The sequence below is a fragment of the Streptomyces sp. NPDC048191 genome (assembly GCF_040652655.1).
In the GTDB taxonomy this organism is placed as follows: domain Bacteria; phylum Actinomycetota; class Actinomycetes; order Streptomycetales; family Streptomycetaceae; genus Streptomyces.
This window is the reverse complement of record NZ_JBEZMO010000002.1, coordinates 260,086-285,078: the sequence shown is the minus strand read 5'-3', so window position 1 is coordinate 285,078 and position 24,993 is coordinate 260,086. Positions and strand designations below refer to the sequence as shown.

Annotated in this window: 19 protein-coding genes and 1 tRNA gene; 10 read left to right on the top strand and 10 right to left on the bottom strand. The window is 71.2% G+C overall.

Annotation, left to right across the window (positions count from 1 at the left end):
- Positions 1–63 precede the first annotated feature (63 nt).
- The 8 genes from AB0D93_RS04305 to pyk all read left to right on the top strand — a co-directional run bounded on the left by AB0D93_RS04305 (position 64) and on the right by pyk (position 10,747).
- Complete coding sequence (locus AB0D93_RS04305; protein ID WP_362112681.1) at positions 64–981, top strand: AraC family transcriptional regulator; 918 nt, start codon at positions 64–66, stop codon at positions 979–981.
- A gap of 5 nt (positions 982–986) precedes the next feature.
- Positions 987–1,334: a chorismate mutase gene (locus AB0D93_RS04300; protein WP_362112678.1), complete on the top strand. Its 348-nt coding sequence runs from the start codon at positions 987–989 to the stop codon at positions 1,332–1,334.
- Positions 1,335–1,551: 217 nt separating this feature from the next.
- Complete coding sequence (pepN, locus tag AB0D93_RS04295; protein WP_362112674.1) at positions 1,552–4,065, top strand: aminopeptidase N; 2,514 nt, start codon at positions 1,552–1,554, stop codon at positions 4,063–4,065.
- Between the two features lie 110 nt (positions 4,066–4,175).
- Positions 4,176–5,006: an NAD(P)H-binding protein gene (locus AB0D93_RS04290; protein ID WP_362112671.1), complete on the top strand. Its 831-nt coding sequence runs from the start codon at positions 4,176–4,178 to the stop codon at positions 5,004–5,006.
- Positions 5,007–5,207: 201 nt separating this feature from the next.
- Complete coding sequence (locus AB0D93_RS04285; RefSeq protein ID WP_362113502.1) at positions 5,208–6,584, top strand: aminotransferase class V-fold PLP-dependent enzyme; 1,377 nt, start codon at positions 5,208–5,210, stop codon at positions 6,582–6,584.
- The gene (locus AB0D93_RS04280; RefSeq protein WP_362112667.1) at positions 6,581–7,990 is read left to right on the top strand and encodes a SidA/IucD/PvdA family monooxygenase; all 1,410 of its coding nucleotides are present in this window, start codon (positions 6,581–6,583) and stop codon (positions 7,988–7,990) included. Before AB0D93_RS04285 ends, AB0D93_RS04280 begins: the two co-directional genes overlap by 4 nt.
- A 51-nt stretch (positions 7,991–8,041) precedes the next feature.
- Positions 8,042–9,166 carry a GDSL-type esterase/lipase family protein gene (locus AB0D93_RS04275; RefSeq protein WP_362112664.1) on the top strand — a complete coding sequence of 375 codons (1,125 nt, stop codon included), beginning with the start codon at positions 8,042–8,044 and terminating at the stop codon, positions 9,164–9,166.
- A gap of 144 nt (positions 9,167–9,310) precedes the next feature.
- A complete protein-coding gene (gene pyk, locus AB0D93_RS04270; RefSeq protein ID WP_362112661.1) occupies positions 9,311–10,747 on the top strand; it encodes a pyruvate kinase in 1,437 nt (478 codons plus the stop codon).
- Positions 10,748–10,822: 75 nt separating this feature from the next.
- Here the strand turns inward: pyk and AB0D93_RS04265 are convergent.
- Positions 10,823–10,897 (bottom strand) — tRNA-Leu (locus tag AB0D93_RS04265).
- 100 nt (positions 10,898–10,997) lie between these two features.
- Here AB0D93_RS04265 and AB0D93_RS04260 point away from each other — a divergent pair.
- Positions 10,998–11,654 carry a response regulator gene (locus AB0D93_RS04260; protein WP_362112657.1) on the top strand — a complete coding sequence of 219 codons (657 nt, stop codon included), beginning with the start codon at positions 10,998–11,000 and terminating at the stop codon, positions 11,652–11,654.
- Positions 11,655–11,712: 58 nt separating this feature from the next.
- Here the strand turns inward: AB0D93_RS04260 and AB0D93_RS04255 are convergent, their stop codons facing one another.
- The 9 genes from AB0D93_RS04255 to AB0D93_RS04215 form a co-directional block, all read right to left on the bottom strand.
- Positions 11,713–12,429: an ABC transporter ATP-binding protein gene (locus tag AB0D93_RS04255; protein WP_362112653.1), complete on the bottom strand. Its 717-nt coding sequence runs from the start codon at positions 12,427–12,429 to the stop codon at positions 11,713–11,715.
- Positions 12,426–13,397, bottom strand: coding sequence for an ABC transporter ATP-binding protein (locus AB0D93_RS04250; RefSeq protein ID WP_362112649.1), 972 nt, complete (start codon positions 13,395–13,397; stop codon positions 12,426–12,428). Before AB0D93_RS04250 ends, AB0D93_RS04255 begins: the two co-directional genes overlap by 4 nt.
- Before the next feature lie 5 nt (positions 13,398–13,402).
- Entirely contained in the window at positions 13,403–15,244 is a 1,842-nt protein-coding gene (locus tag AB0D93_RS04245) for a branched-chain amino acid ABC transporter permease (protein ID WP_362112646.1), read from the bottom strand.
- Positions 15,245–15,249: 5 nt separating this feature from the next.
- Positions 15,250–16,182, bottom strand: a complete 933-nt coding sequence (locus AB0D93_RS04240; protein WP_362112643.1) for a branched-chain amino acid ABC transporter permease — start codon at positions 16,180–16,182, stop codon at positions 15,250–15,252.
- Positions 16,183–16,291: 109 nt separating this feature from the next.
- Entirely contained in the window at positions 16,292–17,530 is a 1,239-nt protein-coding gene (locus tag AB0D93_RS04235) for a branched-chain amino acid ABC transporter substrate-binding protein (RefSeq protein WP_362112640.1), read from the bottom strand.
- A 271-nt stretch (positions 17,531–17,801) separates the two neighbouring features.
- Positions 17,802–18,455, bottom strand: a complete 654-nt coding sequence (locus tag AB0D93_RS04230) for a Tat pathway signal sequence domain protein (RefSeq protein WP_362112637.1) — start codon at positions 18,453–18,455, stop codon at positions 17,802–17,804.
- A complete protein-coding gene (locus tag AB0D93_RS04225; protein ID WP_362112634.1) occupies positions 18,452–18,850 on the bottom strand; it encodes a hypothetical protein in 399 nt (132 codons plus the stop codon). Before AB0D93_RS04225 ends, AB0D93_RS04230 begins: the two co-directional genes overlap by 4 nt.
- A 53-nt stretch (positions 18,851–18,903) precedes the next feature.
- A complete protein-coding gene (locus AB0D93_RS04220) occupies positions 18,904–19,395 on the bottom strand; it encodes a hotdog fold thioesterase (RefSeq protein WP_362112631.1) in 492 nt (163 codons plus the stop codon).
- Positions 19,396–19,456: 61 nt separating this feature from the next.
- Positions 19,457–21,769 carry an FdhF/YdeP family oxidoreductase gene (locus AB0D93_RS04215; RefSeq protein WP_362112628.1) on the bottom strand — a complete coding sequence of 771 codons (2,313 nt, stop codon included), beginning with the start codon at positions 21,767–21,769 and terminating at the stop codon, positions 19,457–19,459.
- Between the two features lie 159 nt (positions 21,770–21,928).
- Here AB0D93_RS04215 and polA point away from each other — a divergent pair, with 159 nt between their 5' ends.
- Entirely contained in the window at positions 21,929–24,655 is a 2,727-nt protein-coding gene (gene polA / locus AB0D93_RS04210; protein WP_362112625.1) for a DNA polymerase I, read from the top strand.
- Positions 24,656–24,993 lie beyond the last annotated feature (338 nt).

The following is a 24,993-nucleotide window of genomic DNA, read 5'->3' as shown; positions in this document are numbered from 1 at the left end:
GGCGCTGCTTGGACAAAACGCCTGGACAGAAGTCCGCGGTCGCCGACGCCGGGAGGAGCGCCGATGTACCAGACCTGGATGCGGTTCTTCAGCCCCGGCCCCGCACACCACCGCCTCGGCCTGGTCTGTCTCGGCGTCGGCCTGCAGCACGGCGCGCTGCCCACGGTCGGCCCGCGGACCCTCGACCACCGCGTGGCCGTCGTGATCAGCTCCGGCCGCGGCTGGTACCGGGGCGCCGACGGCCGCCGTACCCCCGTCACCGCGCCCGCGCTGCTCTGGCTCACCCCCGGCGCGCCCCACCACTACGGGCCCGATCCGGACACCGGCTGGGACGAGGGCTTCGTCGACTTCACCGGGCCCGCCGCCACGACCTACACGGAACTGGGCTACATCGAGCCCGAGCGGCCCGTCGTCCCGCTCTCCGACGCCTCCGGGCCCCGCGCGGTGGTCGCCCGCATCGCCCGCGCCGCCCGCCGCGGCAACCCCCTGCTGGAGGTGGAGACCGGCGCCGCCGTGCACGAGCTCCTCGTCGCCCTGCGCCGCGCCCGCGCCGACCTCGCCCCGGACGGCGACCAGGTGCTCCAGGCGCTGGCACGGGACGCCTGCACGCCGATGAGCGTCGCCGACCACGCGCGCGTGCACGGCATGACCCCCGCCGAGCTGCGCGGCGCCGTGCGCCGGGCCGCGGGCTGCAGCCCCAAGGACTATCTGCTCGGCATCCGCCTGGGCCGGGCCAAGGAACTCCTCGCCGCCACCGAGCTGCCCGTCGCGGCCGTCGCCCGCCGGGTCGGCTACGACGACCCCGCCTACTTCTCCCGGCTGTTCACCCGCCGTGTGGGCCTCGCCCCGGTGCGCTTCCGCGCCCAGCAGGGCCGCAGCGTGCCCGGGGGCTGGAGCGACCGCGTCCCGGATCCTGACGATCCACCGATGATCCACCCTCCGGACAGCCCGGAGGCCGGGCCCTCGGAACCCATAGGGTGACGTGCATGACCACCAGCAACATCGGAACCGGTGATGTGGACCCCGGTGTCCGTCAGGAACTGGAGCGGCTGCGCGACAGCATCGACAACATCGACGCGGCCGTCGTCCACCTGCTCGCCGAGCGTTTCAAGGCCACCCAGCAGGTCGGCCGGCTCAAGGCGGTCCACCAGCTGCCGCCCGCCGACCCGGCGCGCGAGGCCCGCCAGATCGAGCGGCTGCGCCGCCTCGCGGAGAACGCCAAGCTCGACCCGGCCTTCGCCGAGAAATTCCTGAACTTCATCATCGCTGAAGTCATCAGACACCATGAGCGCATCGCCGAGGACACCGCCAACGGCCAGCAGCCGGACGCCTGACCCGTCACCGTCCCCCCGGCCGGACCCCCGCCGACCGCGTCCGGCACCGGCAGGGCGGTCGGAGGGCGCACGGGAACGGTCGGGGAGGGTCGGAAACGATCGAGGAACGCCGGGGGCGGTCGGACAGCGGGCGCGGGGCGGGGTGACGAGCCGGACATAACGCGTGAACGCCCCCGCCCCCTGTGCGCTGTCAGCGCGATCAGGCAGCATGGCCTGCATGTCCGTACTCACGCGCGATGAAGCGCAGCTCCGAGCTCAGCTCCTCGACGTCCACCGCTACACGGTCGAACTCGACCTCACGACCGGGGACGAGACCTTCGACTCCCGCACCGTGATCCGGTTCACCGCGCGGTCCGCCGGGGACACGTTCGTGGAGCTGAAGCCCGCCGAGTTGCGCGCGGTGACGCTGGACGGGAAGCCCCTCGACCCCGAGTCGCTGGACGACGGGCGGCTGCCGCTGAAGAACGTCTCCGCCGGCGAGCACGAACTGCGTGTCGACGCGGTCATGCGCTACTCCCGCACCGGCGAGGGCATGCACCGCTTCACCGACCCGAGCGACGGCGAGACGTACGTCTACACGCAGATGTTCATGGACGACGTCCAGCGCGTCTTCGCCGCCTTCGACCAGCCCGACCTCAAGGCCGTCTTCGAGGTCTCCGTCCGGGCGCCCGAGGGCTGGACGGTGCTCGCCAACGGCGTCACCGAGCGGCGCGCCGACGGTGTCTGGCAGGCCGCGCCCACCCCGCTGATCTCCACCTACCTCGTCGCCGTCGCCGGCGGCCCCTGGCACTCGGTGCGCACCGAGCACCGCGGACTGCCCTTCGGCATCCACTGCCGCCGCTCCCTCGCCCCGTACCTCGACGCCGACGCCGAGGAGATCCTCGGGATCACGCGCGCGTGCTTCGACCGGTACCACGAGAAGTTCGACGAGCCGTACCCCTTCGACTCCTACGACCAGGCGTTCGTCCCCGAGTTCAACGCGGGCGCGATGGAGAACCCGGGCCTGGTCACCTTCCGCGACGAGTTCGTCTACCGCTCCGCGGTCACCGACACCGAGCGGCAGACCCGCGCCATGGTCGTCGCGCACGAGATGGCCCACATGTGGTTCGGCGACCTCGTCACCCTCAAGTGGTGGGACGACATCTGGCTGAACGAGTCCTTCGCCGAGTACATGGGCTACCAGACCACCGCCGAGGCCACCCGCTTCACGGACCCCTGGACCGAGTTCGGCGTCACCCGCAAGTCCTGGGGCTACGAAGCCGACCAGCGGCCCACCACCCACCCGGTCGCCCCCGAGAAGGTCGACGACACGGCGTCCGCGCTGCTCAACTTCGACGGCATCTCCTACGCCAAGGGCGCCTCCGCGCTGCGCCAGCTGGCGGCCTGGCTCGGCGAGAAGGACTTCCTCGCCGGCATCAACACCCACTTCGCCCGGCACAGGTTCGGCAACGCCACCCTCGCCGACTTCATCGACTCCCTCGCCTCCGCCACCGACCGCGACGTGCCCGCCTGGGCCGACAGCTGGCTGCGCACCACGGGCGTGGACAAGCTCACGCCGCACGTCACCGTCACCGACGGCGTCTGCGCGCTGGCCGTCGACCGCGCCGGCAGCCGCCCGCACCGCCTCACCGCCGGTCTGTACGACCACGACCTCGCCGACGAGGGCCGCCTGCTACTGCGCGCACGCCTCGACCTGGACGTCCCGCAGGCCGCCCCGCTGCCCATCGGCAAGCGCCCCGCCCTGCTCCTGCTCAACGACGGTGACCTCACCTACGCCAAGGTCCGCTTCGACGCCGAGTCCTTCGCGACGGTCCGCGCCGGCCTGTCCGGCCTGCCCGACCCGCTCACCCGCGCGGTCGTGTGGAACGCCCTGCGGGACTCCGTGCGCGACGGTGAACTCCCGCCCGCCGCCTACCTGGAGACGGCCCGCGCCCACCTCCCGCGCGAGACCGACCTGGCCCTCGTCCAGGGCGTCCTCTCCTTCGCCTCCGGCCAGATCGCCGACCAGTACCTGAAGCCCGAGGACCGGCCGGCCGCCCTGGCGGCCCTCACCGCGCTCTGCCGGGACCTGCTGCGGCGCACCGAGGACGGCGACCACCCCGGCCTGCGCCTGATCGCCGTGCGGCACCTGATCAGCGTGGCCGCCCACCCCGACGCCATCGCCGCCTGGCTCGCCGACGGCACGGTGCCCGGCGGGCCGGAGCTCGACCCCGAGCTGCGCTGGCGCATCCTCGGCCGGCTCGCCGTGCTCGGCGCCACCGACGAGGCCACCATCGCCGCCGAGCTGGAACGCGACCCGAGCGCCACCGGCCAGGAGGGCGCCGCCCGCTGCCGCGCCGCCCTGCCCGACCCGGAGGCCAAGCGGGCGGCCTGGGAGGCGATGTTCGCGGGAGACGACCTGTCGAACTACCTCTTCACGGCCACCGCACAGGGCTTCTGGCAGCCCGAACAGGCCGAGCTGGTGCGCCCGTACGTGGCGCGCTTCTACACGGACGCCGTCGCCGTCGCCGCCCGGCGCGGGCCCGCCATCGCGACCGCCGCCGCCCGATGGGCGTTCCCGGCCCATGCCGTCGACCCCGACAACCTGCGGCTCGGCGAGGCCTGTCTGCGCGAGGCCGACCCCATCCCGGCCCTGCGCCGTACCCTCGCCGACCGTCTCGACGACCTGGCCCGCGCCCTGCGGGTGCGCGCCGAGGAGACGGAACCGGCGCAGGTGGCACGGGCGGAGTAGGTCCGGCGGCCTAGGGCGTGGCTGGTCCCTGGCGACGATGCGGTGGTCCGGATCGTCTCCCTAGGCTCGGGCTGTCAGGAACGATCAGCCGAGCCTTCGGAGGCAGATCCGTGATCGTAGTGACCGGTGCGACCGGCAACGTCGGCCGTGCCCTCGTCGACCGTCTACTCGCCGCCGGACGGTCCGTGCGGGCGCTCACCCGCGACCCGCAGCGGGCCGCCCTGCCCGACGGCGCCGAGGTCGTCCGGTTCCAACCGGAGGACGCCGCCACCCTGTTCGGCGGGGCGACGGCCCTCTACCTCTACGCCCAGGCCACCTCGCCCGCCCTGCTGGAGGCGGCCCGCGCGCACGGCGTGCGGCATGTCGTGCTGCTCTCCAGCGGCATCGTCCAGGAGGGCGCCGACGAGACCCACCCCATCCACGTCATGCACGCCGCCGTCGAACAGCAGATCCGCGACAGCGGGCTCGACTGGACCTTCCTGCGGCCCAACGCGTTCGCCACCAACGCCCTGCAGTGGGTGCCCCAGGTCCGCGCCGGGAACACGGTCCGCGGGGTCTTCGCGGAGGGGCTCTCCGCCCCCATCCACGAGGACGACATCGCCGCCGTCGCCGAGCGCGTCCTGCTCGACGGCGGACACGAGGGTGCCGTGCACCGGCTGACGGGACCCGAGGCGATCACCAACGCCGGGCAGCTCGCGGCGATCGGCGAAGCCCTCGGCAGGGAGCTGACGTTCGTGGAGACGGACCCCCGCGAGGCGGGCCCGGAGCTGTTCCCGCACGTCCCGCCGCCCATGCTGGAGCGGCTGCTGCGGACCTTCGAGGAGACGGTCGGCGTGCAGCCGGAGATCACCGGCACGGTGGAGAAGCTGACCGGCACCCCGGCCCGTACGTTCGCCCGGTGGGCGCGGGACCACGCCGGGGACTTCGGGGGGCGGGCCTAGGCGCTGCACCGGGGGGCGCTGCGCCGCGCGCAGCGCCCCAACGTGTTTTCCTCGCACGGCAGTACCCACTTTCGGGTTTCGATCGTTGGGCTTCCGGGACGCACGGGCTTCTTCCGGTACAAGCTGGAAGTCCAGTCACAAGCCGGAAGCCGTCCGGCGCCGGACACTCCCCAAGGTCGGTCCATGAGCGGAGGACAGCCGATGAGCGGTGGAGAACCTCTGCGCACGCCGCCCCTCGCCTCGGGCCCCCATGGCCCGGGCACCCTGCGCCCCCTCCTCGGCACCGTCCTCGACGCGCTCGCGGCCGGTGCCCGGGCACGCGGCGGACCGCTGCCCGCCGGGGGACCGCCGGCCGTCGCCGCGCGGGTCGCCGACGTCCTCGGGGACATCCTGCCGGACGACGGCGACCCGGACGCCCTGCGTGCCCTCGTGCACGCCTTCGCCGAGGGCGCCGCCGACCCCGCCGACCCGCTGTGCGCGGCCCATCTGCACTGCCCGCCGCTCGCCGTCGCCACCGCCGCCGACCTCGCCGTCAGCGCCCTCAACCCGTCCCTGGACTCCTGGGACCAGGCCCCCGCCGCCTCCGCCCTGGAGGCCGCGGTCACCGGCGCACTCGCCCGCGCCGCCGGTCTCGCCGACGCCCTCGTCACCACCGGCGGCACCGAGTCCAACCAACTCGCCCTGCTGCTCGCCCGCGAGGCGCACGGCGGAAGCGTGCGGCTCGTGTGCGGGGCCAACGCCCACCACTCGCTGCCGCGCGCCGCCTGGCTGCTCGGCCTGCCCGACCCGGTCGTCGTCCCTGCTGCGGGCGGCACCCTCGACCTCTCCGCGCTCGACGAGGCCCTCACGACCCTCTCCGGTCCGCTGCTGGTCGCCGCCACCGCCGGCACCACCGACGCCGGCCTCGTCGACCCGCTGCCCGAGATCGCCGGCCTGTGCGCCGCCCACGGAGCCCGGCTGCACATCGACGCGGCGTACGGCGGGGGCCTGCTGTTCAGCGACCGGCACCGCGGCCGCCTCGCCGGGCTGGAGGCCGCCCACACCGTCACCCTCGACCTGCACAAGCTCGGCTGGCAGCCGGTCGCCGCCGGCGTCCTCGCCGTCGCCCACCCCGGCGAACTCGCCGTCCTCCACCAGCGAGCCGACTACCTGAACGCCGAGGACGACACCGACGCCGGACTCCCCGACCTGCTCGGCCGCTCCCTGCGCACCACCCGCCGACCCGACGTCCTCAAGATCGCCGTCACCCTGAAGACCCTCGGCCGCACCGCACTCGGCGCCCTGGTCGACCAGGTCTGCGCCCACGCCGCCGAGTTCGCCGACCGCGTCGCGGAACACCCCGGCTTCGAGCTGTACGACCGGCCCGGGATCAGCACGGTCCTGTTCCGGCCCGCGGACGCGGCCGACGCCGACGTGGCCGCCGTACGCCGCCGGCTGCTGCACGAGGGCCGGGCCGTCCTCGGGCGCGCCCGGCTCGACGGCCGTCTCTGGCTCAAGGCCACGTTCCTCAACCCCCACACCCGGCCGGACGACCTGGCCCGGCTTCTGAAACTCGTCACAGAAGGCACCCCCGCATGAGCAACCCCCCACGGCACGAGCCCTCGGCCCCCCGCGACCTGGTCGGCGTCGGCATCGGCCCGTGCAACCTGTCCCTGGCCGCACTCGCCCAACCGCTCGCCGAACTCGACGCCGTCTTCTACGAACAGCGCCCCGGCTTCGACTGGCACCCCGGTTTGCTCATCGAGGGCGCCACCATCCAAGTGCCGTTCCTGGCCGACCTGGTGACCCTCGCCGACCCGACCAACCCCTGGAGCTTCCTGAACCACCTCAGGACCCGCGAGCGGCTCTTCCCCTTCTACTTCGCCGAGCACTTCCACATCCAGCGCGCCGAGTACGACGCCTACTGCCGCTGGGTCGCGCAGGGTCTGCCCGGGCTGCACTTCCGCCACCAGGTCGACTCCGTCCGCTGGAACGCCGAACAGGACGTGTTCGAGGTCGACTTCACCCAGCTCGACGCCGAGGGCGAGGCCGAGGCCCTGGGCCGTACCTACACCCGGAACGTCGTCCTCGGCGTCGGCACCGCCCCCCATGTGCCCGACCCGCTCAAGCCACTGGTGGAGTCCCCCGGCGTGCCGGTCATCCACGCCGCCGACTACCTGGACCACCGCTCCGCCATCCTGGCCGCCGAGCACGTCACCGTCGTCGGCTCGGGACAGTCCGGCGCCGAGGTCTTCCTCGACCTGCTGCGACACCGCCCCGCGGGACGCGAGAAGCTGCAGTGGATCGGCCGCAGCGAGGCCTTCGCGCCGATGGAGTACTCCAAGCTCGGCCTGGAGCACTTCACCCCCGACTACACCCGCTACTTCCACGCCCTCGCCGAGCCCGTCCGCGACCGGTTGAGCGCCGCCCAGTGGCAGCTGCACAAGGGCATCGACGCCGGCACCCTCGCCGCCATCCACGACGAGCTGTACCGGCGCACCCTGGACGGCGGCTGGCCCGACGCCGTCCTCGTCCCCGGCGTCCGCGTCCGCACCGCCGGCCGGATCGCCACCACCAAGATCGAACTGCACCTGGAGCACATCCAGCAGGACAGCCGCTCCCGGCTCACCACGGACGCCGTCGTCCTCGCCACCGGCTACCGCGAGCGCCCGCTCGGCCGCATCCTCGCCGGGCTCGACCCCTACATGCGCCGCGACGGCAACGAACGCCCGCGCGTCGACGAGGAGTTCCGGCTCGTCCTCGACCCGTCCGTGACCGGCTCGGTGTACGTCCAGAACGCCGGGCTGCACACGCACGGCGTCGGCACGCCCGACCTCGGCCTCGCCGCCTGGCGCAGCGCCACCATCCTCAACTCGCTCACCGGAAAGGACCCCTACCCGCTTCCCGCCCGCACCGCCTTCACCAGCTTCGGACTCGAACCGCCCGCCCACGTTCCGCAGACCCGGCGACCGAAGCGGCTGACTCCACTTGTCGAGGGAAGGTAACAAGGGGGCGAGCCCGGAAGAGGACCGCCGACGGCGGTGTTGGCGCCTGGCATGACCACGACTTGGATCGCCGCCCACCGCACCGCCGTCATCAGCCCCCATGAGTCCTTCCAGCTCATCGAGTCGCGCGCTTTCGCCGACCAGACCGTACGGCAGTCCCTGCGCCTGGCCGGGGGAGGCGAGGCACTGCGCATCGGGATCAGCAACCGTTTCGGCAAGGAACCCCTGGAGATCGGCGGCGCGCACCTCGCCGGAGCCGGGATCGACACCCCGCTCGCCTTCGGCGGGGCCGCGGCCGTCACGGTCCCGGCCGGCGAGGAGCTCGTCAGCGATCCGGTCGAACAGCGCGTCGCCGCGGGCCAGGTCCTCACCGTCAGCCTGTACCTGCCCGGGGACACCGGCCCCACCACGTTCTCCGCGGTGCCGCACGACATCGGCCGGGCCGCCCCCGGCAACCAGCTGACCTCCCCGGACCTCCGGGACGCCGAAGAGCTGACGACCGGGCACTTCGGCCTGGCCGCCGACGTGCTCGCGCCCGAGGGCACCCGCATCGCCGTGGCCTTCGGCGACTCCTGGATCGAGGGCGCGGCCACCACCCCCGGCCAGGACAACAGCTTCCCGTCCCAGCTCGGCCGCCGCCTCACCCGCGGCTGGATCGTCAACCAGGGCATCTCCGGCAACCGGCTGCTCACCGACGAGATCGGCGAGCATCTCCTCGCCCGCCTCGACCACGACGTCCTCGCCGTCCCCGGTGTCAGTCACGTCCTGGTCCACATCGGCCTCAACGACCTCGGCATGCCCGGTTACCGCGCCCACCCCGAGCCCGCCGAGGGCCCCACCGCGTCCGACCTCACCGCCGGGCTCACCGCCCTCGCCGAGCGCCTGCACGCCGCCGGTCTCAGCGTCGTCGCCGCCACCATCGGCCCGTACCGGGGGACGGTCCACGAGGGGTACGACACCGAAGCCGGCCAGGCCGTCCGGCGCGAGGTCAACGCCTGGCTCCTCGGGGACACGCATCCCTTCGACGGCGTCGTGGACGCGGCCGCCGCCGTCGCGGACCCGGCCCGGCCCGACCGGATCCGCGCCGAGTTCGACAGCGGCGACGGCCTGCACGTCAACGACGCCGGCGCCGGGGCGATCGCCGACGCCGTCGACCTGAAACTGCTCGACCTCTAGATCCACTTCGCGGTGCTGAGGAATTCGCTCATCGGAGCGAGTGACCGCACAATTCAACACTTGTCAATGACCCTTTACTCAAAGGTTGTTGAGTGGTCATGTGGGGCCGATTATCTACCCACGGGTAAGGCCTAGGCTCGATGTATGCGCCGAGCAAAGATCGTTTGTACTCTGGGGCCCGCCACCGACTCGTACGACCAGATCAAGGCACTGGTCGACGCCGGAATGGACGTGGCCCGGTTCAACCTCAGCCACGGCACGCACGCCGAACACGAGGAGCGCTACCGGCGAGTGCGCAAGGCGGCCGACGAAACCGGCCGCAGCGTCGGAATTCTCGCCGACCTTCAAGGTCCGAAGATCCGGCTCGGCCGTTTCGCCGAAGGACCGGTACTCCTTGAACGCGGCGACACGTTCACCATCACCGTCGAGGAGGGCGTCGAGGGCGACCGCCACCGGTGCGGCACCACCTACGCCGGCCTCGCCGCCGACGTCAGCCCCGGTGAGCGGGTCCTCGTCGACGACGGCAAGGTCTGCCTGGAGGTCACCGCCGTCGACGGCCCCCGGGTCCGCACGCTCGTGGTCGAGGGCGGCATGATCTCCGACCACAAGGGCCTGAACCTCCCCGGCGTGGCCGTCTCCGTGCCCGCCCTCTCCAAGAAGGACGAGGACGACCTGCGCTGGGCGCTGCGCACCGGTTTCGACGTCATCGCCCTGTCCTTCGTCCGCAGCGGCGACGACGCCAGGGACGTGCACCGCATCATGGCCGAGGAGGGCCGCCGCCTCCCGGTGATCGCCAAGGTCGAGAAGCCGCAGGCGGTGGAGAACCTCGACGGCATCGTCGCCGCCTTCGACGGGCTGATGGTCGCGCGCGGCGACCTGGGTGTGGAGATGCCCCTGGAGCAGGTGCCCATCGTGCAGAAGCGCGCGATCAAGCTCGCCAAGCGCAACGCCAAGCCGGTCATCGTCGCCACCCAGATGCTCGACTCGATGATCGACAACTCCCGCCCGACCCGCGCCGAGGCCTCCGACGTGGCCAACGCCGTCCTCGACGGCACGGACGCGGTGATGCTCTCCGGAGAGACCAGCGTCGGCAAGCACGCGGTCGCGAGCGTGCGCACCATGGCGAAGATCGTCGCGGCCGCCGAGGAGGACATGCTGGCCAAGGGGCTGCCGCCGCTGACCGAGCGGAACAAGCCGCGCACCCAGGGCGGCGCGGTCGCCCGGGCCGCCGCCGAGATGGGCGACTTCCTCGGCGCCAGGTTCCTGGTCGCGTTCACCCAGTCGGGAGACACCGCCCGCCGCCTGTCCCGCTACCGCTCGCCGATCCCGCTGCTCGCCTTCACCCCGGAGCCGGCCACCCGCTCCCAGCTCAGCCTCACCTGGGGCGCCGAGACCTTCCTCGGCCCGCACGTCGACTCCACCGACGCCATGGTCGACCAGGTGGACGAGCTGCTGCTGAAGTACGGCCGCTGCGCGAAGGGCGACATCGTGGTGATCACGGCCGGTTCCCCGCCCGGGGTCTCCGGCTCGACCAACATGGTCCGGGTTCACCACATCGGCGAGGACGACAGCCCGAAGTGACGGCCGCTACGACGGCAAAGGGCCCCTCACCGGAGGGGCCCAGCAGAAGTACGGACCTTGGAATCCAAGGAAAAGTGCCCCGGGTCGGACTCGAACCGACACTGTACGGGTTTTGAATCCGTTGCCTGCTGCCAATTGGGCTACCGGGGCTCGCAGAATCCAAGGTTTCCCCCGACCCTCCGCGCGTCCACCATACCGTAGCTAGGTAGGCTCTTGTCAGCAGTACCCCTGCCTGGAACGAGGAGCCCCCGTGACCGCCGAGTCGCCCCAGCCCGTAGACGCGCCCGACGACGACAAGTCGCACGTGCCTCCGCTGACGACCCGAGTCGTCATCGCCGAGGACGAGGCCCTGATCCGACTCGACCTGAAAGAGATGCTGGAGGAGGAGGGGTACACCGTCGTCGGCGAGGCCGGCGACGGCGAGCAGGCCGTCGAACTGGCCCGCGAGCACCAGCCGGACCTGGTCATCCTGGACGTGAAGATGCCCAAGCTGGACGGCATCTCCGCGGCCGAGAAGATCGCCGAGGAGTCCATCGCGCCGGTCCTGATGCTCACCGCCTTCTCGCAGCGCGACCTCGTCGAGCGCGCCCGGGACGCCGGTGCCATGGCGTACCTGGTCAAGCCGTTCAGCAAGAGCGACGTCGTCCCGGCGATCGAGATGGCCGTCTCCCGCTTCACCGAGCTGAAGCAGCTGGAGAAGGAGGTCGCCGACCTCACCCAGCGCCTGGAGACCCGCAAGCTGGTCGACCGCGCGAAGTCCGTCCTGCAGACCGAGTACGGCCTGACCGAGCCGGCCGCCTTCCGCTGGATCCAGAAGACCTCCATGGACCGTCGCATGTCGATGCAGCAGGTCGCGGAAGCGGTCATCGCGGACAGCGAGGAGAAGAGGGCGGCCAAGAAGGACTGACCCGTACGACGAGGCCCGCGCCCCGGAGAAGGGGGCGCGGGCCTCGTCGTGACCCCGGTCAGTCCTCGCCCAGGTAGGCCTTCCGCACGGACTCGTCGTGCAGCAGGTCCTGCCCCGTGCCGGACAGGACGATGTTGCCGACCTCCATGACATGGCCGTGGTCGGCGAGCGAGAGCGCCGCCTGGGCGTTCTGCTCCACCAGCAGGATCGTCGTGCCCTGCGACTTCAGCTCGGCGATCGTCGCCATGATCTTCTGCATCATGATCGGCGACAGGCCCATCGACGGCTCGTCCAGCATCAGCAGCTTCGGCTGGGACATCAGCGCCCTGCCCATCGCCAGCATCTGCTGCTCACCGCCGGAGAGGGTGCCCGCGGCCTGCTTGCGCCGCTCCCCGAGGATCGGGAAGAGGTCGTAGGCGCGCTGGATGTCCTTCTCGATGCCGGGCTTGTCGTTGCGCAGGAACGCGCCGAGGCGCAGATTGTCCTCGATGGTCATGCGCGGGAAGATGTGCCGCCCCTCGGGGGAGTGGGCGAGGCCCAGCGAGACCACCTGGTGGGCCGGGACCTTCTTCAGCGACTTGCCGTTGAACCGGATCTGTCCGCCGACCGGCTTCAGCAGGCCGGAGAGCGTGCGCAGGGTGGTGGTCTTGCCGGCGCCGTTGGTGCCGATGAGGGTGACCACCTGACCGGCCTCGACCTTGAAGGAGATGCCCTTGACGGCCTCGATCTTGCCGTAGGCGACCCTCAGGTCCTCCACTTCGAGCAGTGCGGTCATCGGTCGTTCTCCTTGCCGGGCGCTGCGTCGGTGGTGGTCTCCGCGTCGGCGGCCTCGGCCGTGGCCTCGGCCGGAGTCCCGGTCGGCGCGTCGGAGGCGTCGGCGTTCGCCTCGGCGGCCTCCACCTCGGCCACCTCCTCGTCGCCGGGCGCGTCCTCGAAGGGCTCGCCGAGGTAGGCCGCGACGACGCGTTCGTCGCCCTGGACGGTCGCGCTGTCGCCCTCGACGAGCTTCTCGCCCTGCACCAGGACGGCCACCCGGTCGCAGAGGTTGAAGATGAAGCGCATGTCGTGCTCGATGACGAGGACGGCGATGCCCTTGTCCCGGATGGCGAAGACCAGTTCCTCGGTGGCGCGGGTCTCCTGCGGGTTCATGCCCGCCGTCGGCTCGTCGAGCAGCAGCAGACCGGGCTCGCTGGCGAGCGCGCGGGCGATCTCCAGCTTGCGCTGCTCGCCGTAGGGGAGGTTGCGGGCGAGGTGCTCGGCCTTCCGCTCCAGGCCCACGAACGCGAGCAGTTCCATGGCCCGTTCGCGCGAGGCCTTCTCGGCGCGGTGGAAGCCGGGGCCGCGCAGCAGCGCGGACCACAGGCCCTCCTTGGTGCGGGTGTGCCGGCCGACGAGAACGTTCTCCAGGACCGACATGTTCGCGAACAGCCGGATGTTCTGGAAGGTACGGGCGATGCCGGCGGCGGTGACCTTGAAGGACTTCGGCGGCAGCACCTGGCCCTTGTAGCGGACCTCGCCCTCGGTGGGCACGTACAGGCCCGTCAGGCAGTTGAAGAAGGTCGTCTTGCCGGCGCCGTTGGGGCCGATCAGGCCGACGATCTCGCCGCTGTTGACGGTGAAGTCGACATTGCGTACGGCGGTGAGGCCACCGAAGCGCATGGTCACGCCGCGTGCGTCGAGCACGACCTCGCCGGGTGCGGAGGCGCCGGGGGTGGCGTCCTGGGTGGTGGTGTCGGTAGTCATCGTGGTCAGGCCCCTGCCTTGGTGAGGACGGCGGGTGCTTCGGCCTCTTCGTGGAACTCGAGCTGGCGGCGCCGGTTGGGGATGAGGCCCTCCGGACGGAAGCGCATCAGCAGGATGAGGGTGACGCCGAAGGCGAAGAGCTGGTAGTCGCCCAGGAACTGCAGCTTGGCCGGGATCAGGTACAGCAGGGACGCGCCGACCAGCGGACCGGCGATGGTGCCCATGCCGCCGAGGACCACGGCGGCCAGCAGGAAGGCCGAGTTGGGCGGCACCGCGTAGGCGAACTGGTACTGCTCCGGGGTCACGGTGTAGGTGACGTGGCCCTGGACGGAGCCGGACAGACCGGCCAGGCAGGCGCCCAGCGCGAAGGCGATGAGCTTGACCCGGAAGCCGTTGATGCCCATGGCGAGCGCCGCGGTCTCGTCCTCGCGGATGGCGATCCAGGCGCGGCCGATGCGGGAGTCGCTGCTGCGCCGGAACACCACGACCACGATGAGCGTGATGACCAGCATCAGCAGCAGGTAGTTGGCGAACCGGCCGATGGTGGTGCCGAGGATCTGGTGCTGCTGGCCGAAGTCGAAGCCGAGGATCTTCAGGTTCGGGATCGAGGAGATGCCGTTGGAGCCGTTGGTGACGTCCGGGCCCGAGGTGCCGTCCATGTTGAGGACGGTGATGCGGAAGATCTCACCGAAGCCGAGGGTGACGATGGCCAGATAGTCGCCGCGCAGCCGCAGGGTCGGGGCGCCGATGATGACGCCGAAGATCATGGCGACGACCGCGCCGAGCAACGCCGAGGCCCAGAACGGCCAGTTCACGTGCAGCGGGGAGGACGGCGAGCCGGACACGAGCGCCGCGGTGTAGGCGCCGACACCGAGGAAGGCGACGTAACCGAGGTCGAGGAGGCCGGCGAGGCCGACGACGATGTTCAGGCCCAGCGCGACGGTGGCGAAGATCAGGATGTAGACGCCGATCGTCGCGTACTGGTCGTTGGACTGGGTGAAGGGGAAGGCCGCGGCCGCGACGAAGGCGCCGATCATGGTGAGCGAGCGGTGCTTCGCGGTGATCGCCGAGACCCGGGCCACGAGCCCGGCCTTGGACAGAGCCGTGAAGCCGAAGCCGGCGATGAGGAGGAAGCCGATGAACAGCTCGTCGTACGGCGTGCTGACGCCGTAGCTGAAGACCACCAGTCCCACGGCCATGGCCGCGACGATGACGAGGATCTCGGCGTAGGCCGGAAGGGCGCGTCCCGGGGCCGGGGCCTTGGCGGCGAAGGCGGCCTTGAAGACGTTCCAGTTCTGCCGGGACTTGTGGCGGAACAGCTCCCAGCCGCGGTCGTCCGGGTCGGAGAGTTCGGGCTCCGGCCGCTCGAACGGCAGGGCCAGCGAGCCGACCAGGGCGGCCAGGGTGGCGACGGCCACGACGAAACCGCCGGGCTCCAGGTTCACCAGGCCGCCGAGCTCGTCGCTGATGGCGATGACGGTGTACCAGGCGGTGGCGAACGTACCGAGGGCGGCCAGCTTCAGGGCGGCGTCGGCGCTTCCGGGCGCCAGCCACCCGAGGCCCTTGACGCCGTAGGAGGCGAGGCCGAACAGGGTGGTGAGGATGCCTCCGACCAGCACCAGGACCTGCAGGCCGCCCGGGTAGCCGTAGACGGTGAGGTCACCGGGGAAGTCGGCGGTCCAGGTCCAGGACAGGAACGTGGAGACGATCGCGAGGGCGCCGCCGCCGGTGGCGAGGGCCCGGCCGACCGGGGCCGGCAGACCGATCAGGCCGGACGGGGCGGTGTCGGGCGCGCTCGGCGTCTCGGGGGTCTCGGGGGTCTCGGATGCGGTGGTCTGTGTGGTCATCGGTGTCACGCCCTGTCCGCGACGCGTTCGCCGAGCAGGCCCTGCGGCCTGAACAGCAGTACGAGGATGAGGAGTACGAACGCCCAGACGTCTGCCCAGGACTGGCTGCCGAACTTGTCCATGCCGGGGATGTCCGAGATGTAGGCGGTCGACAGGGCCTCGGCGACGCCGAGGACGAGGCCGCCGAGCATGGCGCCGTAGATGTTTCCGATGCCGCCGAGGACGGCCGCGGTGAAGGCCTTCAGACCGAGGAGGAAGCCCATCTTGAAGTCGATCTGGCCGTACTTGAGGCCGTAGGCGACGCCTCCGACGGCCGCGAAGGCGGCGCCGAGGGCGAACGCGATCACGATGATCCGGTCGGTGTTGACACCCATCAGCTTCGCGGTGTCCGGATCCTGGGCGGTGGCCTGCATGCCACGGCCGGTACGGGTGCGCATCACGAAGTAGGCGAGGAAGGCCATGCTGAGGGGAGCCGCGATCACCAGGAAGATGTCACCGGTCTGGATCGTGACGTTGCCGATGTTGAAGGGGCCGCCCGGAATGGTCGGGAAGGTGCGCGCGGACTTCGCCTGGGGGTACCAGGCCCACACCGCCTGCTGCAGGGCCAGGGAGAGGCCGATCGCGGTGATGAGGGGGGCGAGCCGGGGAGCGGTGCGCAGGGGACGGTAGGCGAACCGTTCCGCTCCGACGGCGACCAGGACCGCTACCAGGACCGCGCCAACCAGCATGAGGGGCAGGGCGATCCACATCGAGGTGCCGTCCGGCAGTACGTACGCGTAGACCGTGAGCGCGCCGAAGGCCCCGGTCATGAAGATCTCGCCGTGGGCGAAGTTGATGAGCTGGACGATGCCATAGACCATCGTGTAGCCGATGGCGACCAGCCCGTACATGGATCCCAGTAGCAGGCCGTTGACCAGCTGCTGCGGCAGTTCGTTCACCGCATGTCCTCCGAGACGTTCGGAAAGTTCGACGGATGTGGCCGTATGTGAGTGCGCGCGGGGCGCCAGTGGAACAGCGCCCCGCGCGGCTCGGTGGTGGGGGTGTGGCTCAGCTGCTGGGGGTGTAGGTGCCGGAGTGGGCAGCCTTCCAGGCGCCGCCGTCGACCTTGTAGACGGTGAGCTGCTTGTTGGTCGCGTCACCGTACTCGTCGAAGGAGACCTTGCCGGTCACACCGTCGAAGGAGACGTTCTGCACCGCGGCGGTGATCTTCGCGCGGGCGTCGGACGGGAGCTTGCCGCCGTTGTCGTCGACGACCTTCTTCACGGCCTCGATGATTGCCCAGGCCGAGTCGTAGGAGTAGCCGCCGTAGGCCGCGTAGTCCTCCTTGTAGCCCGCCGCCTTGTAGTCGGAGACGAACTGCTTGGCGGAGGCGAGCGTCTCGACCGGGGCGCCGACCGAGGTGGCGAGGTCACCGGTGGAGGCGCTGCCGCCGAGCTTGATGAAGGTGGGGTCGTAGATGCCGTCACCGCCGACCAGCGGGACCTTGGCGCCCGCCGCCTTGATCTGCTTGCTGAGCGGACCGGCCTGCGGGTACTCGCCGCCGTAGTAGACCACGTCGGCACCCGAGTTCTTCACCTTGGTGGCGACCGCGGAGTAGTCCTTGGTGTCGGGGTTGATGTGCTCGGTGCCGACCACCTTGCCGCCGAGCTTCTTGAACTCGTCGGTGAAGGTCTTGGCGAGGCCGGCGCCGTAGGTCTTCTTGTCGTCGATGACGAAGACCTTGGTCTTCTTGGCCGTGTTGTAGACGTACTGCGCGGCGAACGGGCCCTGGATGGCGTCCGTGGTCGCCGTGCGGAAGTACGACTTGTACGGCCGCGACTTCGACGTCTGCCAGTTGGCGCCCTGGGTCAGGTCCGGGCTGGTGTTGGCCGGCGAGACCTCGACGAGCTTGGCGTCGTCGAAGACCTTCTGCATCGACTGCGCCACGGACGAGTTCAGCGGGCCGACGACGCCGTAGACGCTGGGGTCGCCGACGAACGCGGAGGCGTTCGACTGGCCGGAGGAGGGCTGGGCCTGGTCGTCCTTGGCGTCGATCTTGAAGGTGACGCCCTTGACGTAGTTCTTCTTGTTGGCGGTCTTGACCGCCAGGTCCACGGAGTTCTTGATGCCCAGGCCGAGCGCGGACAGGTCGCCGGTCAGCGGGGCGTCGACGCCGATGGTGACGGTGCTGCCGCCGCCCTTGGAGTCCGAGCCCTTGTCGCCGCTGTCGCGCGAGCCGCAGGCCGTCAGGGTGAGTGCTCCCGCTGCCAGTGCGGCGGTGATGGCGATAAGCGAACGTTGACGCACGATCAGTCCTTTCCCCAGGACGACCGTTCCCCCCTGGAAACGGTCGAGCCGCGCGCCTGACCGAAGGGACGAGCCGAAGAGGCGATTCGGGGGCGCGGTGACTGGCCGTGACTCTAAGCGCGTGTGGGGAACGTGGAGGAGTGTCTGACGAAGGCTGTGACGCTCTTGTTATGACACGACGTAATGCAGAGCGGTGCGCGCTGGGGGAAAGGGCGGAATTCCGGCCGATTCGCGCCGTCCGCAATGTGAGAACCCGCAGGAATCACCATGATCAATTCAGGCGTCTCGAGGGTTTTGGTGATGACGCGGCTCTGTTGCTGCAGGCACCTTTCAGGGCCTGCGAGAGGTGCCGCGCGTACCGGGGGCCGAGGATGTAGCCCTGAATCTGGATTGCGCGCGCATTACGCAGAGTTACATCCAGGAAAGGGAGTCCGGCGTCCTTGGGCGCTTTTCCGCATTGCGTCACGTGCATGGTTATCGTGATCTTGCGGTCCGAACCTGCCTTTGTCCGGAAGGGCGGCCGCGGGTCCGTCACCAGCGAGATTCCCGCGTACGGCTGGGTCACCCCGGTCACCGTGACGGGCGGCCCCGATTGCACGCTCAGTAGCACCGCGAAGCTGAAGCTGCGGGGCGGGGCGTCCGGCGCGGTGGGCCGTCCGCCCGCGTAGGCCACCTCCACGACCTGTGCGGGATACGGAGCCGGGGGCGGCGGCGCCTGCCGCGGCCGGGTGGCGTAGAGGTAACCGCCCCCGGCCAGGAGCGCGGCCGTCGCGGCGAGGGCGAGGACGGCCGGCCGGTGACGGGCGTACCGGAGTGCCAGGGTGGAGCGAACCAGGGCCGCACGGCCGTGAGTTGGACGCGCCGGGGGGTCTTCGTCCCGGGCGTGCGTGCCCTCGCCCGGCTCCAGGGGGCCGATACCACTCATGCCCAGGAACCTCCGGTCGGAGTTCCGTGGCGGTAACGCTCGGCGCAGTCGCGCCTCGCCCGACGGTCGATCAACTCCCGGGCGGCGGCGGCACCCTGACGCCGCTTCACGGCCCGTGCCGCGTCGACGATGTCCCGCAGGATCTCGAACTGTCCGGTGGACAGCCCCATCGACTGGTAATCGCCGTAGGTGGTGCCGTCGAGCACCTCACGCGACCAGTGCGCGACGAGCCGGTGGCACAATTCGGCGTCGGAGGTCGCGGACGGGGACGGGCGGGCCGAGTGCGGCGGCGTGCCGCCCGACCGGCCGCATGCCGTCGTCCACAGGAGTGCCGGCAGCACCAGCCCGAGCACCAGGAACCTCACCCCCGGCCGGGGGTCCCCTCGCCGTCCCATGAGCAGAAGCTAAGGGGAGCGACGGCGGGGGGCAACGGTCCGGCGCGAGGCGTTCAGTCCGCGGTGGGCGGCACCTGCGCCGCGTCGCCCGGCCGCGCGTCCCGCAGCAGGCAGGTCAGCCGGGCAGTGCACACCCGGCGGCCCTCCTCGTCGCTGATCACGATCTCGTACGTCGCCGTCGAACGGCCCCGGTGCACCGGCGTGGCCACACCGGTCACCAGGCCCGAGCGGACCCCGCGGTGGTGCGTGCAGTTCAGGTCCACACCGACCGCGATCTTCGAGCTGCCGCCGTGCAGCATGGAGCCCACCGAGCCCAGGGTCTCCGCCAGCACCGCCGAGGCGCCGCCGTGCAGCAGGCCGTACGGCTGGGTGTTGCCCTCCACCGGCATCGTCCCGACGACCTTCTCCGCCGAGGCCTCCAGGATCTGCACACCCATCCGCGTGCCGAGGTGCCCGGCCGAGAACAGGGCCGGCAGGTCGACACCGAGCGCCGCGTACTCGTCGATGATCTCTTGCGGGAATGTCACCTGCTGCTGCTCGCCCATGGCCCCGGCTCCGTTCGTCGTCCAGCCGTCTCTTGCGGCTGTCTCCTGGCTGAGCAAACGCTCAGTCGGTCGCCGATTCTTCCAGACGGCCCTCCGGGGTCCGGGTGTGACCTTCAAGACGTACGACCACGGACTTGCTGGCCGGGGTGTTGCTGGTGTCGGCGGTCGCGTCGAGCGGGACCAGGACGTTGGTCTCGGGGTAGTACGCCGCGGCGCAGCCCCGGGTCGTCGGGTAGTGCACGACGCGGAAACCGGGCGCCCGCCGCTCCACCCCGTCCCTCCACTCGCTCACCAGGTCGACGTACGCCCCCTCGGCGAACCCGAGCGCCCGCGCGTCCTCGGGATGCACCAGCACCACCCGGCGGCCGCCCGTGATGCCCCGGTAGCGGTCGTCCAGTCCGTAGATCGTGGTGTTGTACTGGTCGTGCGAGCGCAGGGTCTGCAACAGCAGCCGGCCCTCGGGCAGTTCGGGGTATTCCACCGGCGCCGCCGTGAAGTTCGCCCTGCCCGTGGCGGTCGGGAAGCGGCGCTCGTCGCGCGGGGCGTGCGGCAGGGTGAAGCCGCCCGGCCGGGCCACGCGCGCGTTGAAGTCCTCGAAACCGGGGACCACGCGCGCGATGCGGTCACGGATCGTCGCGTAGTCCTTCTCGAACTCCTCCCACGGCACGACGCTGCCCTCGCCGAGCACCCGGCGGGCGAGGCCGCAGATGATCGCGGGCTCCGACTTCAGCCGCGGGCCCGCCGGCGCCAGCCGCCCGCGCGAGGCGTGCACCATCCCCATCGAGTCCTCGACGGTCACGAACTGCTCACCACTGGCCTGCAGGTCCCGCTCGGTGCGGCCCAGCGTGGGCAGGATCAGCGCCCGCGCGCCCGTGACGACGTGCGAGCGGTTGAGCTTGGTCGACACGTGCACCGTCAGCCGCGCCCGCCGCATCGCGGCCTCGGTCACCTCGGTGTCGGGGGAGGCGGAGACGAAGTTGCCGCCCATGGCGAAGAACACCTTCGCCTCGCCGTCGCGCAGCGCGCGGATGGCCCGTACGACGTCGAAGCCGTGCTCACGCGGCGGCGCGAACCCGAACTCCTTCTCCAGCGCGTCCAGGAAGGCGGGCGCCGGACGCTCGAAGATGCCCATGGTGCGGTCGCCCTGGACGTTGCTGTGACCGCGGACCGGGCACACGCCCGCGCCCGGACGGCCGATGTTGCCGCGCAGCAGCAGGAAGTTGACCACCTCGCGGATGGTCGGCACGGCGTGCTTGTGCTGGGTCAGACCCATCGCCCAGCACACGATGGTCCGCTTCGAGGCGAGGGCCATGCCGAGGGCCTGCTCGATCTCCGCGCGCGTGAGGCCGGTCGCCCTGAGCGTCTCGTCCCAGTCGGCGGCCCGAGCGGCCGCCGCGAACTCCTCGAAACCGTGGGTGTGTTCGCGGACGAACTCCTCGTCGACCGCGCCATCGGTGTCCAGGATCAGCTTGTTGAGGAGCCGGAAGAGGGCCTGGTCGCCGCCGATGCGGATCTGCAGGAACAGATCGGTGAGCGCCGCGCCCTTGAGCATGCCCTGCGGCGTCTGCGGGTTCTTGAACCGCTCCAGGCCCGCCTCGGGCAGCGGATTGACGCTGATGATCTTCGCGCCGTTCGCCTTGGCCTTCTCCAGCGCGGAGAGCATACGGGGGTGGTTCGTGCCCGGATTCTGACCGGCGACGATGATCAGATCGGCCTTGTGGAGGTCCTCCAGCAGGACGCTGCCCTTGCCGATGCCGATGGTCTCGCTGAGCGCCGACCCGGACGACTCGTGGCACATGTTGGAGCAGTCCGGCAGGTTGTTCGTGCCCAGCTCGCGCGCGAAGAGCTGGTACAGGAACGCGGCCTCGTTACTGGTGCGGCCCGAGGTGTAGAAGACGGCCTCGTCCGGGGAGGCGAGGGCGGCGATCTCCTCGGCGACGATGTCGAAGGCACGCTCCCAGCTGACCGGCTCGTAGTGCGTGCCGCCCTCGGGCAGATACATGGGGTGGGTGAGCCGGCCCTGCTGGCCCAGCCAGTAGCCGCTGCGGCCGGCCAGGCCGGCGACGGGGTGCGCGGCGAAGAACTCGGGGGTGACCCGGCGCAGAGTGGCCTCCTCCGCCACCGCCTTCGCGCCGTTCTCACAGAACTCCGCCTTGTGCCGGTGCTCCGGCTCGGGCCAGGCGCAGCCCGGGCAGTCGAACCCGTCCTTCTGGTTCACCCGCAGCAACGTCAGCGCCGTGCGCCGCACACCCATTTGTTGTTGGGCGATGCGCAGGGTGTGCCCGATGGCGGGCAGCCCCGCGGCCGCGTGCTTCGGCTCCGCGACCTGCGGCGCGTCCTGAACCGGATCACCCTTGGGCGGCTTCGTCGCCATCGCACGCTCCCCTTCGACTGCGTGTGAGAAGTACCGTGCCGATCCTCCCACGGGCCGGTGACAACGGCTCCGCCCCCACCGACAGCACAAGGAGCGACGGACCGGTCACCCTCGGCGCCCCGGGCCGGAGTGTCAGTGCGGCGTGGCAGGATCGGGGACGTGGCAGAGACAGCATCGAAGAAGACCGACAAGACCCCCGGCGGCACCCGACCCCGGCTGATGCTCATGGACGGGCACTCGCTGGCCTACCGCGCGTTCTTCGCGCTGCCCGCGGAGAACTTCACGACCGCGACCGGCCAGCCGACGAACGCGATCTACGGCTTCGCGTCGATGCTGGCCAACACCCTGCGTGACGAGGCGCCCACGCACTTCGCCGTGGCCTTCGACGTCTCGCGCAAGACCTGGCGCTCCGAGCGGTTCATCGAGTACAAGGCGAACCGCTCCAAGACCCCCGACGAGTTCAAGGGCCAGGTCGAACTGATCGGCGAGCTGCTCGACGCGATGCGGGCCCCCCGCTTCGCCGTCGACGGATTCGAGGCGGACGACGTCATCGCCACCCTCGCCACCCGGGCCGAGGCCGAGGGCTTCGAGGTGCTGATCGTCACCGGTGACCGCGACTCCTTCCAGCTGGTCACCGAGAACACCACCGTCCTCTACCCCACCAAGGGCGTCTCCGAGCTGACCCGGTTCACCCCGGAGAAGGTTTTCGAGAAGTACGGCTTGACGCCCGCCCAGTACCCGGACTTCGCGGCCCTGCGCGGCGACCCGTCCGACAACCTCCCCGGCATCCCCGGCGTCGGCGAGAAGACCGCCGCGAAGTGGATCAACCAGTTCGGCTCCTTCGCGCAGCTGGTCGAGCGCGTCGACGAGGTCAAGGGCAAGGCCGGGCAGAACCTCCGCGACCACCTGGAGTCGGTCAAGCTCAACCGCGTCCTCACCGAGCTGGAGCGCCAGGTCGAGCTGCCGAAGTCGGTCACCGACCTGGAGCGCGCCGCGTACGACCGCAAGGCCGTCGCGATGGTCCTGGACACCCTGGAGATCCGCAACCCGTCGCTGCGGGAGCGCCTCTTCGCCGTCGACCCCGGTTCCGAGGAGGCCGAGGCGACCCCGGTCGCGACGGACGGCGTGGAGATCGACGGCAAGATCCTCGGCACCGGCGAGCTGGCCCCCTGGCTCGCCGGGCACGGCGCCGAGACCCTGGGCGTCGCCACCGTCGACACCTGGGCGCTGGGCACCGGCTCCGTCGCCGAGGTCGCGCTGGCCGCGGCCGGGGGAGCGGCGGCCTGGTTCGACCCGGCCGAGCTGGACGAGGCCGACGAGAACGCGTTCGCGGCCTGGCTGGCCGACCCCGCCCGCCCCAAGGTGCTCCACAACGCCAAGGGCGCCATGCGCGTCTTCGCCGAGCACGGCTGGTCCGCCGAGGGCGTGACCATGGACACCGCGCTCGCCGCCTACCTGGTCAAGCCCGGCCGCCGCTCCTTCGACCTGGACGCGCTGTCCCTGGAGTACCTGCACCGCGAGCTGACGCCCGCCGCCGCGGCCGACGGCCAGCTGGCCTTCGGTGCCGACGACGGCGCCGAGGCCGACGCGCTGATGATCCAGGCCCGCGCGGTCCTCGACCTCGGCGCGGCCTTCGAGACCCGCCTCGGGGAAGTCGGCGCGGCCGACCTGCTGCGCGACATGGAGCTGCCCAGCTCCGCCCTGCTCGCCCGCATGGAGCGGTACGGGATCGCGGCCGACCGCGCGCACCTGGAGGCGATGGAGCAGACGTTCGCGGGCGCGGTGCAGCAGGCGGTGAAGGAGGCCCACGCGGCCGCCGGCCACGAGTTCAACCTGGGTTCGCCCAAGCAGCTCCAGGAGGTGCTCTTCGGCGAACTGGCCCTGCCGAAGACGAAGAAGACCAAGACGGGCTACACCACCGACGCCGACGCCCTGGCCTGGCTCGCCACCCAGACCGACAACGAACTGCCCGTGATCATGCTCCGCCACCGGGAGCAGGCGAAACTCCGCGTCACGGTGGAGGGCCTGATCAAGACGATCGCGGCCGACGGCCGTATCCACACCACGTTCAACCAGACGGTCGCGGCGACCGGCCGCCTGTCCTCCACGGACCCGAACCTCCAGAACATCCCGGTCCGCACGGACGAGGGCCGGGCGATCCGCCGCGGCTTCGTGGTCGGCGAGGGCTTCGAGTCCCTGATGACCGCCGACTACAGCCAGATCGAGCTGCGCGTGATGGCCCACCTGTCCGAGGACGAGGGCCTGATCCAGGCGTTCACTTCCGGCGAGGACCTGCACACCACCGCCGCCGCCCAGGTGTTCGGCGTCGAGCCCGCCGCGGTGGACGCGGAGATGCGCCGCAAGATCAAGGCGATGTCCTACGGCCTGGCCTACGGTCTCTCCGCCTTCGGCCTGTCCCAGCAGCTGAACATCGAGGCGGCGGAGGCACGCGCCCTGATGGACGCCTACTTCGAGCGCTTCGGCGGAGTCCGCGACTACCTTCGCCGCGCGGTGGACGAGGCGCGCGCAACCGGCTACACGGCAACGGTCTTCGGGCGCCGGCGTTACCTCCCCGACCTCAACAGCGACAACCGCCAGCGTCGCGAAGCGGCCGAGCGCATGGCCCTCAACGCGCCCATCCAGGGCACGGCGGCCGACATCGTCAAGATCGCCATGCTCAAGGTGGACAACGCGCTGCGGGCGGCGGACCTGAAGTCCCGCATGCTCCTGCAGGTCCACGACGAAATCGTCCTGGAGATCGCGCCCGGCGAGCGGACGGCCGCGGAGCAGATCGTCCGCCACGAGATGGCGAACGCCGTCGAGCTCCGCGCCCCCCTGGACGTCTCGGTGGGCGTGGGCCCGGACTGGGAGTCGGCAGCGCACTAGCCTGCGGCGCTCGGGCGGGGCCCTGCAGCCGGCCTCGGCAGCAATACGCGCGGGTGGGGGTCTTGCAGCCGACGTCGGCAGCAAGACCCCCACCGCCGTACAGACACCGACACAGGTACCGGCCCCCGCGGCGCGGACCGGCGCCTTCGCGGCGCGGACCGGTGACGCCGTACTCAGGGCGTGAGCGGGTTCCCAGGGCCATCCGGCCGGGCGCCCAGAAGCCACCTTCCACGCTCCCGCCGCAATGGCCTCAGCCCTCGCGGCCGGGCCGGTGACGTCGTACTCAGGGCGTGAGCCGTTGCCGGGGCCATCCGGTCGGGCGCCCCGAAGCCGTCGCC